Raw genomic sequence first — 15,145 nt, 5'->3', positions numbered from 1 at the left:
CGAAATCGTCGCCGTCGTTATGGTCTCCGTTGTAATTTGTTGGCAGCACTTTACAATTATGAGTTGGCTCTGGGGTCGAAAATTCAAAATTTTTCATTATAACATAGATTTTTTTTGCAAGAGGTCTAATATAAAACTCATCTAGCTTGGTGACTCCTTGCCCCAGGACTTGCAAACATTGAGAGCGCTCTGGTTCGCCCATTTGATTGACAAGGCTATTGACTTCTGTTAGAATGTTAGGAGTAGTAACTATCTTATTGAAATACTCTAAAACTTTTAAAATTATATCATAATCTTCGGGTAAAAATTTTTCGGTTCGGCTAAATTTTGAAATGCGACTTCTGTTGACCGTGCCTACACACCATAGCAGAAGGATATTAGTATCTATCACTATACCTTTGCATTTATAGTGTTTAAACACTTGGCTAACATAATCGTTCATAGTTCTCTAATTTTCATAGATTCTACGTTTCCCGTGTCAGCATTAATTTTAAAAATTTTATAATTCCTTTCCCATTCTTTCGTCCTTACAACTTCTGGAATCAACGGATTTCTCATCGCCGATTTTGGCAAATTATATCCAATTGTAACAAACCAGTATTTTTTATCTTCTGAAAGTTCAACTTCTTCCAACCTTAAATCCTGGATATCTAATGGGCCATTTTGACTCATCAAATCTTGCACAGAATTAAAATAATCTTGGGCAGCAATGACTGCTTTTCGCACGTCAATCATGGTGAACTCTCCGGGTTATTGTTTTCAAACTGACAGTGGGAAAAGGGGCAGATGCTATAATCTGCCCCACAATCACTCAAACTCTATTCTATCCCTTCAATCCGGTCCTCCACTTCTTGATACAACTCGCGCAGGCGGTCTAGATTCTCCTCACTGGTTTCCCAGTACCCGCGTCCATTGGCTTCTAACAGGGTTGTGACCATCTTGCGGAACGAGTTCGGATTCAGGTTGAGGAGGCGTTTCTGCATCTCCTCATCCTTCATAAAGGTTTCGTTTGCTTCCTCGTAGACCCAGTTATCAACGGCCCCTGCTGTGGCACTCCATCCCATCGTGTTCACGAGGCGTTTCGAGAGTTCGCGGACGCCTTCGTAGCCGTGGGAGAGCATTCCCTCGTACCACTTGGGATTGAGCATCTTGGTGCGCGTATCTAAGCGGACAGTTTCCGAGAGGGTTCGCACTTGGGCGTTGGCGGTGGTGGTGTCGGCGATGTATGCCGCAGGTTTCTTGCCGTCGCCGCGTAATGTGCCGATCACTTTGGTCGGGTCGGAATCGAAGTAGTGAGAAACGTCGGTGAGACTGATTTCCGAAGAATCCAAGTTTTGGAAGGTGACATCAGCGGTTTTCAAGGAAGACTCGAAAATCTGACGGTCCTGTTCCATTGTTCCCGGATTATCCGAGGAGAAAGCAAAGGATTTACGAGTGAGATACATTTCCTGTAACTCATTCTCGCTTTCCCATGTGCTATTCTCCACGGCTAAGTTGACGTTAGAGGCATAGGAACCGGAAGCGTTAGAAAAGACACGGGTAGCGGCTTGGCGCAGGTTGATTCCCATCTCTTCGGCTTGTTTCATCGCGTGTTTACGGATGAAGTTCATCTCTAACGGTTCGTCGGCTTCTGCGGCCATTTTCACGGCTTTGTCTAACAGGTTCATTTGGTTGATGAACAAGTCACGGAAGACGCCGGAACAGTTAATCACCACATCGATGCGGGGACGTCCTAACTCTTCTAAGGACAGCAGTTCCAGTTTGTTGACTCGTCCCAAGGCATCGGGAACGGGTTTGACTCCCACCATCCACATGATTTGGGCGAGGGATTCCCCGTAGGTTTTGATGTTGTCGGTTCCCCAGAGGACGCAGGCGATGGTTTCGGGCCATTGTCCGTTATTTTCCCGCCGTTGCCGGTCTAACAGGCGGTCTACGACGATTTTAGCCGAAGTAACTGCGGCTGCGGTGGGGATGGATTGGGGGTCGAGGGCGTGGATATTTTTGCCGGTAGGTAGCACATCGGGGTTACGGATGGGGTCGCCACCGGGTCCGGGGAGGACATATTCCCCTTCTAAGGCGCGCAATAAGGCCCCGAGTTCGTTGTCGGCGCAAATTTGCTGCAAGCAGAATTCCAGGTACTCAAACAGGGGTTTGAGGTCGTCGTTGCTGACGTTGGGATATCCCGATTTGTGTAGGGATTCGACCCAAGGGGCTTTTTTGCCCATGTTGAAGAAGTTGAGTTTGGAGACAAGTGAGACTCGTCCTTCGGCGTCGGTTTGTTCTTGGATGAGGGCGGCAACGGCGGCGCGAGTGGCTTGTATAATCGCTTGTAACAGTTCGACGTCTTCGAGGATGCCTTTATCGTTGTTGGCATAGAGTTCGTCGATGTCTCGTCCGATGCTGTTGGCGATAATCCGCAGCAGACTCTTGACGCCTTCTTCTTCGCGATCGAGGGAGGCGATGTTGACTAAGGTGGCGATCGCCTCTTCAGCAGAAGGCGGTTTCCCAATCACGTGCAACCCACAGGGTAACAACCGCGATTCGATTTCCATCAGCTTCCGATAGACTTGACCCACCACATTATCCCGTTCCTCGGGAGTCAGGTCGATCGCATCTTTGTCCGGTAAGTTGATATCCTGATCCAAATTCACCAACCGGCATTTATCCATGATGGTGTTAACGATCGCCACTCCCCGTCCACTCTCTTTCAGAGTTTGATAAGAACCAATCAACTCATTGAGTTCTTGCAGTCCCTTATATAACCCCGCATTCTCTGCCGGTGGCGTCAAATAGCTAATGGTTTCCGCATAAGACCGCCGTTTGGCGATCGTCGCCTCAGAAGGATTATTAGCCGCGTAATAGTAGATATTCGGAATCTTGCCAATCAAGCTGTCAGGATAGCATTCCCCAGACATCCCCATCTGCTTACCCGGCATAAATTCCAAGGACCCGTGAGTGCCAAAATGGAGTACCGCATCGGCCCCCCAAATTTGCTCTAAATAGGTGTAGTAAGCTGCAAATCCATGATGGGGACTGGCCGATCGCGAGAATAGCAACCGCATCGGGTCTCCTTCATAGCCAAACGTCGGCTGAATCCCGATAAAAACGTTGCCAAATGACTTGCCATACACCAACAAATTTTGTCCGTCGGTGTTCAGATGTCCCGGAGGCGGTCCCCAGTTTTCTTGCAGTCGTTCAGAATAGGGTGTCAGTTTTTCATACTCTTCCACCGACATCCGATAGGCGACATTCAATTCGGGGCTATTGTACTGCGCTTGGGCATCGTGGATAACTTCCAGCATCAACGCCTCAGCAGACTCCGGCAACTCAGGAAGGTCATACCCATTGCATTTGAGGGCGTTCATCACTTCGTAGATGCTGCCGAACACATCGAGATAGGCAGCAGTTCCCACATTGCCTTTATCTGGAGGGAAGCTAAAAATGGTGATAGCCAGTTTTTTATCCAGTTTCGGCTTCCGGCGTAGGGTCGCCCATTTAATCGCCCGTTGGGTGACGGTTTCGATGCGGTCCTGGAGGGCGATCGCCTTCCCAGTAGCCCCATCTCGTCCCGATAAAATAATCGGTTCGATCGCCCCATCCAATTCCGGAATCGCAATCTGTAGCGCCACTTGAATCGGGTGTAACCCCAAATCACTATCCTGCCATTCTTCCGTCGTTTGGAATACCAACGGCAAAGCCACCATATAGGGCCGATTTAAGCGTTTCAGAGACTCGATCGCCTTGGGATGGTCTTGACGGGCGGGACCTCCCACCAAAGCAAATCCCGTTAACGAAATCACTGTATCAACTAACGGCAGCGGTTCAACCCCTTTCGCGCCCACATCCCAGAAATAGGCATCCACAGGTTTAGAAAAGTCCAACCCGCCAGCAAATACGGGAATCGGGCGTGCACCCAAGGCTTCAATTTCCTGGACCATCGCCACATAATGGGCATCATCCCCGGTAACGAGGTGGGTGCGTTGCAGCACTAGGCCAATACAGGGGGCCAGGGGGTCTTTAAGGTCATCGGAAATGTCGTCCCGGCTGTTATACCAGTTCAGATAATCCTTGACATCCTCAAACATTTTCGGGGCCAAGGGATGCCAGACCCCCATATCCAGATAAACTACTGGATCCTGGAATTTCACCGTTTGCTGACCTTTGAAGACATATTTATCCGCCAACATCAGCAAGAAGTTTTCCAGGTTTTCCGAGGAACCCCCCAACCAATATTGGAAACTCAGCATGAAGTTGCGGGCATCCTGGGCCTTGTCCATCGGCAGATATTTGAGGACTTTGGGCAAGGTTTGCAGCAACTTGAGCATTCCATCTTGGAAGGAAGCGCCAGATTTTTCCTTGCGCTTTTTCATAAATTGCCCGATCGCACTCTTGGATTGACCCAATTGCGCCATCGAGAAACTGCCCATTTTATTCAGACGCATCACCTCCGGCATGGAGGGAAACACCACAGCGACATCCAGGCGATCGCGGTGGGGTTCGACTGCGGCAGTCACTTTTTGGGCTAAATCTTCAATGAAAATTAGGGAAGCAATAAAAACATTTGCCGTGGCTAGATCCTGCTTAAAAGCCTCGTAGTTATTCGAGTCACGCAGTTCTTCTATCAAGTAACCACTGATTTCAATGGCTAAATTTTGGTTATTTTCGTTGATTGAGCGAACCGCAGACGATAAAGCACTCTGATACTGGGCTTCTAGCACGACATAGACCACCTTCAGTAAAGAACGCCCTCTGATATCATCCGGGGCAATGTGTCGAATGGTGGGCTTGACGTGAGTGAACATGAAGTTTGGCTCCTTTTAGATGCGCGTCGAGCAATTTAGCAGTTAGGTTTGGAGCGTCGGAGTCAGGTTCTAGCCGGTCCAACGCAAAAGTGGCAACTGTAAGAGTTTTTACCAAAAAATGCGTCTCTCTGGGGGCTTTTGGCCCTGATCCGACACAATTCGATAAGAACCGATTGCCAATTGTGTAGTTTTGTTAACTTTCTTAGCAGGTATTTACTTTACCATGTAGGTTACAGAAGTTCATAACCTTCCGAAATTTAGAGGTTACCGTCTTTTATTTAACAGCTTGGTGATTAATTATTACAGTGATGTAACAGGCGGTGGATAAATGTAGGGTGGATTGGCTGCCAGAGAAAAGAGTCCGCAGTCATCAGCAGCGGGTATAATACCAAATCCGGTTGTTAAAGTCTATAAAATCCCACACCCTAAAGGGTGGGGCTATACGGACGAAGCCTGCCTCCGCAGGCTCAAGAGTAAAGTAGGTCTTTAGCAAACGGATTCCGTATAAGTGAGGTAAAAAGCCAACGCTGCCAAGGGCGACAATCATCACCTCACCCGGCTCAAATCAATCAAGGGGTTATCGAGGGACCCCCGTAATCCCTACCTTTATTAATATTTTTAAAAGAATAAACAGTCCCTAGATACGAAACCAAATTATTAAGGTAGAATACGGACCATATCCGTCAGTTGGTGACGGGTAAAAAAAACTGGTGTGGGGAAATTACCATGAGTTTTGCACTTTACAACGAAACTTTTTACTTAGCGAATAATTTGGATGTTCAACAAGCGGTTAATGCCGGAATATTTGCATCCGGTCTAAGCCACTTTCAACTATTTGGGTTAGGGGAAGGAAGAGTTAAAATTTCTCCATTTTATGACGAAGCAACTTACTTACGGAACAATCCGGATGTAGGGACCGCAGTCAATAATGGAGCGCTCAGATCCGGATTGCAACACTTTATCCAATTAGGGGAAGCAGAAGGACGGGTAAATATTTCCCCACTTTGGAACGAAAGCACCTATTTATCCCTGAATCCTGATGTAGCCGGGGCAGTTAATAGCGGACTTTTCGCCTCGGGATTGCAACACTTTCTGGCCCTGGGAAATGGCGAAGGACGTCCTGGCGGACCCAATATTTCCTTGACCCCTGCCGGGTTTAACGAATCCGCTTATTTAGCCCTTCATTCCGATGTCAGAATTGCAGTAGAGTCGGGGGTACTCAGTTCAGGATTAGCCCATTATCAAAGTTTTGGACAATTTGAAGCGGCTCGGGCCGGGGTTTTCTTGGGCACCCGTGGGAGTGATACGATTAATGCTTTTGGACAAGCTACGGGCATTATCGGCGTGGGACTTTCTAATATTAGCCCATTGGGTATTGGTGGAGTTGATGGAATTCCCACCAGTTTAGGAGTGGGAGAAATTGATACCTTAATTGGAGGATCGGGAGGCGATGTTTTTAATCTGGGAATCGGGATTACTCCCTTACAACCCACCCAGCAAAAATTGTATGTAGGACAGGGAAATCGGGACTACGCCCTGATTAAAAGCTTTCAGCTAGAGAAAGATTTAATAGTGGTGGCGGGGGAACCGAGGGAGTATCGGTTTGATAGCGCTAATGGAAATTTCCTAATCTCCACTGCAGGGGGTGATTTAGTCGGGATTGTAGAAGGAGTCACCAACCTGCAAATAAGAAATATTTTTGATGATGGCACTTTTACCGTGTCAGCAGGAGATGGTTCATTAATCACCCAAATTCCGGGTTTCAACGATAGCGTTTATTTAGCAGTTAACCGGGATGTAGCAGCGGCAGTGGAAGCAGGGGTTTTCGCCTCGGGATTAGCCCATTATCAACAATTTGGTCAGAATGAAGGCCGAGTTGGGGTGTTTACGGGGTCGAGTGGCAGTGATGTCATTACCGGATTTGGTCAGAATACGAGTCTGGTGGGAGTTGGATTAACGGTGGTGGCAGATTCGCCCAACCAAGATGTGGTGATCGCGAGTCAGGGAACGGGTCAAATTGATGTATTAGTCGGCAGTTTTGGGGCTGATACATTTGTCCTAGGGACAGGGATTAGCTTTGCTAATTCAACGATTCAACCGTTCTATATCGGAAATGGAAATGAAGATTATGCGGTGATTCGCAACTTTGAACCGGGAAAGGATCAGATTCAGTTAGGGGGGAATCCAGCGGAATATACTTTCCAGGCATCCGACGGCAATTTAAACATTTTCCGCAATCCGGGGGATTTAGTCGGAATTGTGGAGGGAGTGACTAATATAGTGGTAACGCAAGCATTTACGACGGGACGATTCTTGATGAGTTGAAGGGGTACTGGGAATCAGCATTGTTTGTGCCGACTGGAAGCAGGATGGCGATCGCCATCCTGTTGCTGTCTAGGGAGAACCCCAGTTAAGTGCGATCGCGAGCTTGTTTAATCAGTTCCACAATCTTGGGATGCCCTTCCTCCGCCGCCCAAACCAACGCCGTCCAGTTATTACGGTCCTTCGCCCGAATATCTGCACCGCGATCAATTAAACATTGTACCACTGCTTCATGTCCATTGGACGCTGCTGTAATTAAAGGCGTTACCCCAAACTCACTTTGGGCATTGATATCTGCACCGGCGGCAATTAATGCCTCGACAACCTCCACCTTACCGGAACCTGCCGCACTCATCAACGCCGTCCAACCATCACTATCGCCATTTTTAGCCTCTGCACCAGCATCAAGTAATAGTTCTACCAATTCCAGATTGCCACTCTCGGCAGCAGCGGTTAATGCCGTTAATCCATCGGCATCTTTTTGATTCACGTCAGCATTTCCCTGGAGTAACGCCTCCACCTGAGATTTTTCTCCTGTTTTAATCGCCTCGATTAACTCACTCATCCCTGATCTCCTCTGTGATTATAAGGTGATTAACTACCCACAACGTCTGATATTCTATCGAGAATCTAAACCCTAAACTTTAAACTTTAAATCGTGATTATGACAGCGATCGATATTGTAATTTTGTCTAATGGTCCCGGAGAATTAGCCACCTGGGTGCGTCCCGTGGTTCGCGCCTTGGCACAACAGCTAGGCGATCGCCGGGAAAATGTGCGGATTTCCCTGATTCTGTCCCCTTGTCCCCATGCTACGGGAAAAGAAGGGGCGATCGCCCGGTCCTATCCAGAAATTGACCGAGTACAGGAAGCACAACATTTTTGGCCCTTTTTACTCAGGGGAAAAACTGCCGAAAATTGGGACTGGCGAGAAAAAGGGGTGGTTCTTTTTCTAGGCGGTGACCAATTTTTTACCCTGATCCTCGGCAAACGCTTCGGTTATCGGACTGTCATCTATGCTGAACGGGAAGCGCGATGGCAACGGTGGATTAATCGTTTTGCCGTGATGAATGATCAGGTGCAACCCCAGGATTCTCAGAAATATGCCCATAAATTTACCATTGTCGGGGATTTAATTGCCGATGTTGCTCAAGATTGGGGAAACGAAGAGGAGGAAAGAGGAGAATGGGGTGAGGCAGAGGAACTGATTGGACTGCTACCGGGGTCGAAACCGGCGAAACTGATGCAGGGGGTTCCCTTGTGTCTGGCGATCGCTGAATGTATCCATCAAGTGCGACCCCAGAGTCAATTTGTGATTCCCGTCGCGCCAACCTTAGAAATAGAAACCTTAGCCGAATTTGCCAATCCGCAACAGAATCCGGTCCTAAAATTAGTGAATGGCACACCTGGGGAGTTAAAACTAGAAGAGAACCACAGTAAGGCGTATTTGGAAACCCCCACTGGATTGAGGGTGCAACTTTGGAGGCGATCGCCCGCTTATGATTTGCTCTCCCAATGTACCCTCTGCCTCACAACCGTTGGTGCTAACACCGCCGAACTCGGTTCCCTCGGCATCCCCATGATCGTCCTCCTCCCCACCCAACAACTAGATGCCATGCGCGCCTGGGATGGATTACCCGGAATCTTAGCTAACCTACCTTTATTCGGTTCAATCTTTGCCAAACTAATTAACAGCCTAGTCTTGCGCCAAGGCAACCTCTTTGCATGGCCCAACATTTGGGCAAAAAGCGAAATCGTCCCCGAACTCGTCGGCAAATTGCAACCTCAACAAGTCGCTGCGATCGTCTTAGATTGGTTAGAAAATCCCCAAAAACTACAACTCATCCGAGATAAATTACATTCAGTCCGAGGACAACCCGGTGCCGGAAATCATATCGCTAAAATCGTCATAGAAGAGATACAAGCTCAATTAGATTAACCAAAACCCTATAGGGGCAATTCATGAATTGCCCCTTGGTTCAAAATCTAACTCAGATTTGCCAATAATATAAAACTTGAAAAAATACACTACACTCTTTTTTGACCTATTAATTTTAATGTATAATTTAAAATATACGCTTCAAAAAACATTAGGAGGAATCAGGGTGGATACCCCCCATGCCAATTATGACCAACCTTGGAAAGAAGCCTTAGAAGACTATCTCGAACCCTTCTTATCTTTCTTTTTCCCCAACGTTCATATCCTAGTCGATTGGAGCCGAGGCTACCAATCCCTAGATAAAGAACTGCAACAAATTACCCCCACCGCCACCAGTGGAGAAAGAGAAGCGGATAAACTCTTCAAAGTCTGGCAAAAAAACGGAGAAGAAGCCTATATCTTGATTCATATCGAAGTCCAGAGTCAAGAAGAGTCAGTTTTTCCCGAACGGATGTACATCTACCATTATCGGTCCTTTGACATCCACAAAAAAGTGATTAGCCTAGCCATCCTAGGAGACGATCGCCCGTCATGGCGGCCCAACTCCTAGAGCTATGAACTCGGAGGCAGTTCTATCCGCTTTGAATTTCCCATCGCCAAACTCCTCGACTATGAAAGCCAATGGGAGACCCTTAAAACCAGTCTCAATCCCTTAGCCTTTTTAGTCATGGCCCATTTAAAAACCCAAGCCAGCACAGGAAATGCCGAAGAAAGGGAACAGTATAAATGGGAGTTAGTACAGAACCTCTCCGAACGAGGTTATACTGACAATGACATCATCAAGCTATTTCGATTACTAGACTGGATGATGACCCTACCCGAAAGCCTGCAACAAAGTTTTGACACCAAACTCAAAAACTATCAGGAGGAACGAAAAATGCCGATTCTAAGCAATATTGAACGTCGCGCCCTGGAAACGGGTCGGCAAGAAGGTTTAGAAGAAGGTTTCCAACAAGGTATCCAAAACGGTCGTAATATGGTTTTGGCAGTCTTGAACGCGCAGTTTAACCCACTGCCAGCCGAGGTGATTGAGCGGATTAATCAAATCTCTGATTATGAGACCTTACAGCAACTGCTCACACGGGGAATGTCTATGGGGTCCCTGGCGGAATTTGAGAAAGTTCTTGTCTCGATAATGACCGACAATTAAATTTTTACTTTATCGGAAAGGATAGGGCCCTGCCCTATCCTTTCTTTCGATTACGAAGCTAGACAAAACACTGACGGGGAGCGAAATATGCCGATTCTGAGCCATATCGAACGTCGCACAATGAAAGCTGCTCGCAAAGAAGGTTTCCCAGAAGGTTTCCAACAATCTTTCCACAAAGGGTTCCAAGAAGGGTACCAACAAGGTCTCCAAGAAGGTCTCCAATTTGTTCATGAGATTATTTTGGAAGTTTTGAACGAGCGGTTTAACCCACTGCCAGCCGAGGTGATTGACCGGATTAATCAAATCTCTGATTATGAGACTTTAAAGCAACTGTTCAAACGGGGAAGGTCTATTGGGTCCCTAATCCCTTTTCTCACTTGCCCGCCACCTTTCATAATAAAGACGCTGTTCTTCAAGCGTTCCAATTTGATTTGCCTCTGCTTTATCAAATATTCTAAGTAGATCGATTCGTTGAGGACGTTTACCTATTTGTAGATGATACAGCTTCATTCCTCCGCCCATATCTCGTGACATAGATGATGGATAAGCATCAACCCGCGCTCCATTACATAGAATATTCCACCCCTTTTTTTCGAGAAAAAATCTAAGTTTACAAAAGCAATCAAAAACATCTTTACCTTGAAATTGATGATTTCCTAATTCAGTGTTTTGAAATTCAACCATGCATGGTGGCGTATTTTTATAAAAAAGTGTACATTCAGATAATTGGTTATATCCTTCTGAAATTTTTATAATTTGGAGATTGACATTGCCCTTCATATATAGCGGTTTCCGGACTCATGAGGCACAGATATTTACAGGAGTGGCGCACATTGAAGCTATGCCGTAGGCTTTGCATCTTGCTCACCCCACATCCTAACGAGCAAGATGCAAAGCCCTTCCAAAAAAGTACCTCATAACTGTAGAAACCGCTATATATAAGGAGCCTCTGTACATTTCCTCAATAAAAAGCGAGCAAGATGCTCGCTCTCCCCTAATAAAAAGTGAGCAAGATGCTCCAACTCCAACGAGCGATCGCCCCGGGTTACGACATCCCATCCCGACGGCCCAATTCATAGACGCCACAAATAATACAGGCAATAATCCCCACAGAAATCGCCCAACTGGTGCCGAGGGTGAATTGGACGCCCCAGTTGCAGACTCCGCCCATTGCTAGAAAGGGGACAATACTCAACACCGAGGCATAGAGGGCATTTTGGGACTCTCTGGCCTGTTTTGAGCGCTCGAACTCTTTTTCTGAGGTGTAGAGGGCGCGATCGGCAAAGTTAAACCAGCAATTCAGTTGTTCTGTCACCCATTCGCTGAGGCTGGAAAGCCCCAGATAGAGGGCCAGGGACCATAATGAGGTTCCGGCAAGGGCGGTGGTATCGACTGCAAATTGAAAGGGAAAAATTTCAGTTAACATAGTTGAGGCACTGGGGTTATGAATTTATCTTTTCAGCGATTTTAACAAAAGTTAAGAATTCAGGACCCGGTGTCCTGTGATGAAATGAGATTGATTCAGGGTAGCCCCAAAATTAAACCGATTTATGGATTCGGTGCGTGAATGAGTGACAAGGGTACAACTTAGGGTAAAATCCACGTCGAGAAAATAACTTTTTGACCCGCGTTGGAGTTAGGGCCTTCTGAGTGACTGGGGTGCAGGATTTTATGGAAGGCAATGGATTCTCAAGGGGGACCATTCCCTCGACGTGGTGAATCAATCCACCCTCAAGATGGGGGCGCATTTAATTTCCTGGCCCTCTTGAGATGAGATTTATCGGTTTGATGCTGAAACGGGTTTGAACGGATTCATAATGTTAATCTGCGGTTGAGGAATTGAAGTGATGATGCGAAATGCTATCCCCGGATGGATGCACAAAAACTTAACCCGTACTTTACGACGGCTGTTATTTGTCGGACTAGGTTTAGTGGTGATGCTGGTTCTAGGGTTGCAACCCCAGATCGCTCAATCTCAGGGACCAGGAGTACCACAGACTGCAGCGGCGAATCATTGGCAAGGGGCTTCCTTTCCTGTGGAAAATTTTCAGGCTTATACCTCGCCGTTTGGCTATCGTCAGTCCCCGACGGGCGGTTATAGCAGTGAATTTCACTCGGGTTTAGATATTGCGGCACCGATGGGAAGCTATGTCCGCAATTGGTGGGCGGGAACCGTGTCTCAGGCGATCGATGACGATCGCTGTGGCATTGGTTTGGTGATCCAATCCGGGGACTGGGAGCATATCTATTGCCATATGCAAGGAGCCGTTGAGCGGTCGGGGGGGCGTCGTTACCTGATCGATCGCACCGGGGGCTTACAAATTTTTGAAGGTCAACAGGTTCCGGCTGGGATCCGCATCGGTCGAGTGGGGATGTCCGGACGCAGTACGGGTCCTCATCTCCACTGGGGTCTCAGATACGCTAATGACTGGTATGACCCGGCGTTGATTCTGCGCGCCATGTATGGCTCTTCCCGGAGTATTTCGATGCAACCTTAAAAAAAAGCTCCCCCCCGGTTGAGGGTGGAAGCTGACTGGATAAAGCCTGCCTACGCGGGCTATTTTTTTTGACAGTTAACCTTTGCTGACAAGCTGTTTTTCTGGGAGATCAACGGATTGGCTGACGAGTTTCCGGAAGTCCTCCCCTTCGATGGTTTCTTGCTCTAACAGCATATCCACGAGGGAATCCAGGAGCGATCGATGCTGACGGAGGATGACTCGGGCTTTTTCATAGCAGTCAAAGGCGATTTCTCTTACCTGCCGGTCCACTTTAGAGGCAACTTCTTCGGAGTAGTCGGCTTTGCTGCCGAGGTCCCGACCTAAAAAGACTTCGGCGTTCTGGGTTTCTAGGGCTAGAGGACCCAAGGCGGACATTCCGTAGCGGGTGACCATTTCCCGAGCTAAATCGGCGACAACGCGGATATCGTTACTGGCTCCAATGGTGATTTCTGTATCCCCAAATACTTCCTGTTCGGCGGCTCTCCCCCCTAGGGTAATGGTAATCCGGTCTATTAACCAAGCCCGGGTGTAGAGACCACTATCAATCATTTCTTCGTTGAAACTTTGTTGAGCGAAGCCGCCTATGCCGCCGGAACGAGGAATGATGGTGACTTTGTTTAAGGGGTCGGAATTTTCCAAAAGGGTCATCAGCAGGGCGTGACCGATTTCGTGGTAGGCAATCAGGCGCTTTTTCTTGCTATCGAGCAAGGGAGTCAGTTGCATTCCGATGGTGATGCGATCGATGGCGTCGTCGATTTCCAAGTGGCCGATTTCTTCTTTGCGCCGTCTTGCGGTTAAAATGGCGGCTTCGTTGAGCAGGTTGGCTAAGTCGGCACCGGAAAATCCCGGGGTGCGACGGGCGATCGCCTCGATGGAAACTTCTGGGGCCAGCTTCTTATTCCGCGCATGGACTTGTAAAATCCCCAGGCGGCCATTATAACTGGGCAAATCTACGGTTACCTGGCGGTCAAATCGTCCGGGACGGAGTAATGCCTGATCCAGGACGTCGGGCCGGTTGGTGGCCGCAATAATAATAATTCCGGAGTTGCCCTCAAATCCATCCATCTCGGTGAGGAGTTGGTTGAGGGTTTGTTCTCGCTCATCGTTGCCGCCGCCAATGCCTGCGCCACGCTGACGGCCCACGGCGTCAATTTCATCGATGAAGACGATGCAGGGGGAGTTTTCTTTAGCTTTTTTGAACAGGTCCCGGACGCGGGAGGCCCCGACGCCCACAAACATTTCCACGAATTCAGAACCCGAGATGCTGAAGAAGGGGACGCCTGCTTCTCCGGCGATCGCCTTGGCGAGTAAGGTTTTGCCGGTTCCGGGGGGCCCAATTAACAGGACGCCTTTGGGAATTTTGGCCCCGATCGCCGTAAATCGTTCGGGTTTTTTCAGGAACGTAACCACTTCTTGCAGTTCTTCTTTAGCTTCCTCAATTCCGGCGACATCATCAAACATAACGCCGGTTTTGGCTTCCATTTGAAACCTAGCTTTGGATTTGCCAAAGCTCATGGCTTGATTTCCAGCTTGGGCCGATCGCTTTACAATCATCATCAATCCCCCAATTAGGAGGAGAATTAAGAGGAGATTGGCGGCCATGCCAACGGCGGCTGAGGGGTCGGAAGTGGGCTGAACTTCCAATTGAATCGTCTCTGCTTCCTCGTTTTGTAATTTAATTCTTTCAAATAATTCCGGGTGCCGATCAAACAGGGGGACGCTATATTCCTGATCGCCCTGTAGTAACTTAACTCGGGCAACCCCTTGAGCCGGATCCACTGCCACTCGTTGGACTTCTCCGGCATCAATTTTCCGCAATAATTCGCTATAACTCAGGGTATTTGCCTCAGTTTGGGCGATCGCTGGAGTCGTCAGCAGCACCCCTTGAGTCAGTATTCCCGATGCCAGCATTGCCCCTAGGGTGCTGGCTAGTTTGACGGGGAGAGATGTTTTTTTAGCGACAGGCCCTGTACTGTTGGCACGGTTGCCTTGTTTTGTCATGCTCTCCCCTTTGAGTGAACTCGGTTGACTGACTCCCCGTTGTCCCTCGATCCACTGTTTCAAAAAACCTTTCATATTCAATCGCTTCACCTGTGCCTGTTTGAAGTTGTCTATGCTGAGGTCCCAAAGATGAACCCTCGGCTATCTATCCCTCGAAATTAGGTCCCGCTTCTAGTTTAACGTTTGTCCGGTCGCACTGCCTTGATCCGCTGGTGATCCTGCAATTAAAACCCTCCCCTTTGGCGATACGCCAAAGGGGAGGGTTTAATGCCTGCCGAATCGCGGGATCCGGCGTCTGTTGACCCTCACCCTATTCCACCGACGACGGGGTAGGCGTCGGGTTAGAGGTGAACGGGACGGACTGGGGATGGCATTTGGTCCTATTTAGCTATTGGGAATGCTGATCTGAATGGATTGTCTAGATGCCAAGAGT

12 protein-coding genes are annotated in these 15,145 nt (G+C 48.2%); 5 read left to right on the top strand and 7 right to left on the bottom strand.

From position 1 onward, the window contains the following. The 3 genes from NG792_RS22235 to NG792_RS22225 form a co-directional block, all read right to left on the bottom strand. On the bottom strand, positions 1 to 442 hold a 442-nt coding region (locus NG792_RS22235; RefSeq protein WP_494337304.1), incomplete at its 3' end, for a PIN domain-containing protein. Beyond that, on the bottom strand, positions 439 to 735 hold the full coding sequence (locus NG792_RS22230; protein WP_261236813.1) for a hypothetical protein: 297 nt from the start codon (positions 733 to 735) through the stop codon (positions 439 to 441). The genes NG792_RS22235 and NG792_RS22230, both read right to left, overlap by 4 nt. An 83-nt stretch (positions 736 to 818) precedes the next feature. Then, positions 819 to 4,802, bottom strand: coding sequence for a magnesium chelatase subunit H (locus NG792_RS22225; RefSeq protein WP_261236812.1), 3,984 nt, complete (start codon positions 4,800 to 4,802; stop codon positions 819 to 821). Positions 4,803 to 5,528: 726 nt separating this feature from the next. Here NG792_RS22225 and NG792_RS22220 point away from each other — a divergent pair. Then, positions 5,529 to 7,127 (top strand): hypothetical protein, encoded by a 1,599-nt coding sequence (locus NG792_RS22220; RefSeq protein ID WP_261236811.1) that lies wholly within the window; start codon positions 5,529 to 5,531, stop codon positions 7,125 to 7,127. Positions 7,128 to 7,212: 85 nt separating this feature from the next. Here the strand turns inward: NG792_RS22220 and NG792_RS22215 are convergent, their stop codons facing one another. Then, the gene (locus NG792_RS22215) at positions 7,213 to 7,689 is read right to left on the bottom strand and encodes an ankyrin repeat domain-containing protein (protein WP_261236810.1); all 477 of its coding nucleotides are present in this window, start codon (positions 7,687 to 7,689) and stop codon (positions 7,213 to 7,215) included. A 99-nt stretch (positions 7,690 to 7,788) separates the two neighbouring features. Between NG792_RS22215 and NG792_RS22210 the strand changes: the two genes are divergently transcribed. The 3 genes from NG792_RS22210 (at position 7,789) to NG792_RS22200 (ending at position 10,213) form a co-directional block, all read left to right on the top strand. Then, on the top strand, positions 7,789 to 9,063 hold the full coding sequence (locus NG792_RS22210; protein ID WP_261236809.1) for a glycosyltransferase family protein: 1,275 nt from the start codon (positions 7,789 to 7,791) through the stop codon (positions 9,061 to 9,063). A gap of 166 nt (positions 9,064 to 9,229) precedes the next feature. Continuing rightward, on the top strand, positions 9,230 to 9,613 hold the full coding sequence (locus tag NG792_RS22205) for an RpnC/YadD family protein (RefSeq protein WP_261199656.1): 384 nt from the start codon (positions 9,230 to 9,232) through the stop codon (positions 9,611 to 9,613). Positions 9,614 to 9,730: 117 nt separating this feature from the next. Beyond that, the gene (locus NG792_RS22200) at positions 9,731 to 10,213 is read left to right on the top strand and encodes an RpnC/YadD family protein (RefSeq protein ID WP_261199657.1); all 483 of its coding nucleotides are present in this window, start codon (positions 9,731 to 9,733) and stop codon (positions 10,211 to 10,213) included. 360 nt (positions 10,214 to 10,573) lie between these two features. On the opposite strand, the gene NG792_RS22195 is transcribed toward NG792_RS22200, so the two are convergent. Together NG792_RS22195 and NG792_RS22190 are read right to left on the bottom strand one after the other, a co-directional pair. Further along, on the bottom strand, positions 10,574 to 10,993 hold the full coding sequence (locus NG792_RS22195) for a hypothetical protein (protein WP_261236808.1): 420 nt from the start codon (positions 10,991 to 10,993) through the stop codon (positions 10,574 to 10,576). A gap of 265 nt (positions 10,994 to 11,258) precedes the next feature. After that, on the bottom strand, positions 11,259 to 11,639 hold the full coding sequence (locus tag NG792_RS22190; protein WP_261236807.1) for a hypothetical protein: 381 nt from the start codon (positions 11,637 to 11,639) through the stop codon (positions 11,259 to 11,261). Between the two features lie 421 nt (positions 11,640 to 12,060). Here NG792_RS22190 and NG792_RS22185 point away from each other — a divergent pair, with 421 nt between their 5' ends. After that, on the top strand, positions 12,061 to 12,711 hold the full coding sequence (locus NG792_RS22185; RefSeq protein ID WP_261236806.1) for a M23 family metallopeptidase: 651 nt from the start codon (positions 12,061 to 12,063) through the stop codon (positions 12,709 to 12,711). A gap of 75 nt (positions 12,712 to 12,786) precedes the next feature. On the opposite strand, the gene ftsH is transcribed toward NG792_RS22185, so the two are convergent. Further along, complete coding sequence (gene ftsH, locus NG792_RS22180; protein WP_435387604.1) at positions 12,787 to 14,787, bottom strand: ATP-dependent zinc metalloprotease FtsH; 2,001 nt, start codon at positions 14,785 to 14,787, stop codon at positions 12,787 to 12,789. Positions 14,788 to 15,145 lie beyond the last annotated feature (358 nt).

This window comes from Laspinema olomoucense D3b (assembly GCF_025370785.1).
GTDB classification, from domain to species: Bacteria; Cyanobacteriota; Cyanobacteriia; order Cyanobacteriales; family Laspinemataceae; genus Laspinema; species Laspinema olomoucense.
This window is presented reverse-complemented; position numbering and strand designations above follow the sequence as displayed.

Bases quoted from the DNA above. Each gene is read 5' to 3' on its own strand.
- NG792_RS22230 (WP_261236813.1), bottom strand. From the start codon at position 735: ATGATTGACGTGCGAAAAGCAGTCATTGCTGCCCAAGATTATTTTAAT.
- NG792_RS22225 (WP_261236812.1), bottom strand. From the start codon at position 4,802: ATGTTCACTCACGTCAAGCCCACCATTCGACACATTGCCCCGGATGAT.
- NG792_RS22220 (WP_261236811.1), top strand. From the start codon at position 5,529: ATGAGTTTTGCACTTTACAACGAAACTTTTTACTTAGCGAATAATTTG.
- NG792_RS22215 (WP_261236810.1), bottom strand. From the start codon at position 7,689: ATGAGTGAGTTAATCGAGGCGATTAAAACAGGAGAAAAATCTCAGGTG.
- NG792_RS22210 (WP_261236809.1), top strand. From the start codon at position 7,789: ATGACAGCGATCGATATTGTAATTTTGTCTAATGGTCCCGGAGAATTA.
- NG792_RS22200 (WP_261199657.1), top strand. From the start codon at position 9,731: ATGGCCCATTTAAAAACCCAAGCCAGCACAGGAAATGCCGAAGAAAGG.
- NG792_RS22195 (WP_261236808.1), bottom strand. From the start codon at position 10,993: ATGAAGGGCAATGTCAATCTCCAAATTATAAAAATTTCAGAAGGATAT.
- NG792_RS22190 (WP_261236807.1), bottom strand. From the start codon at position 11,639: ATGTTAACTGAAATTTTTCCCTTTCAATTTGCAGTCGATACCACCGCC.
- NG792_RS22185 (WP_261236806.1), top strand. From the start codon at position 12,061: ATGATGCGAAATGCTATCCCCGGATGGATGCACAAAAACTTAACCCGT.
- ftsH (WP_435387604.1), bottom strand. From the start codon at position 14,787: ATGAAAGGTTTTTTGAAACAGTGGATCGAGGGACAACGGGGAGTCAGT.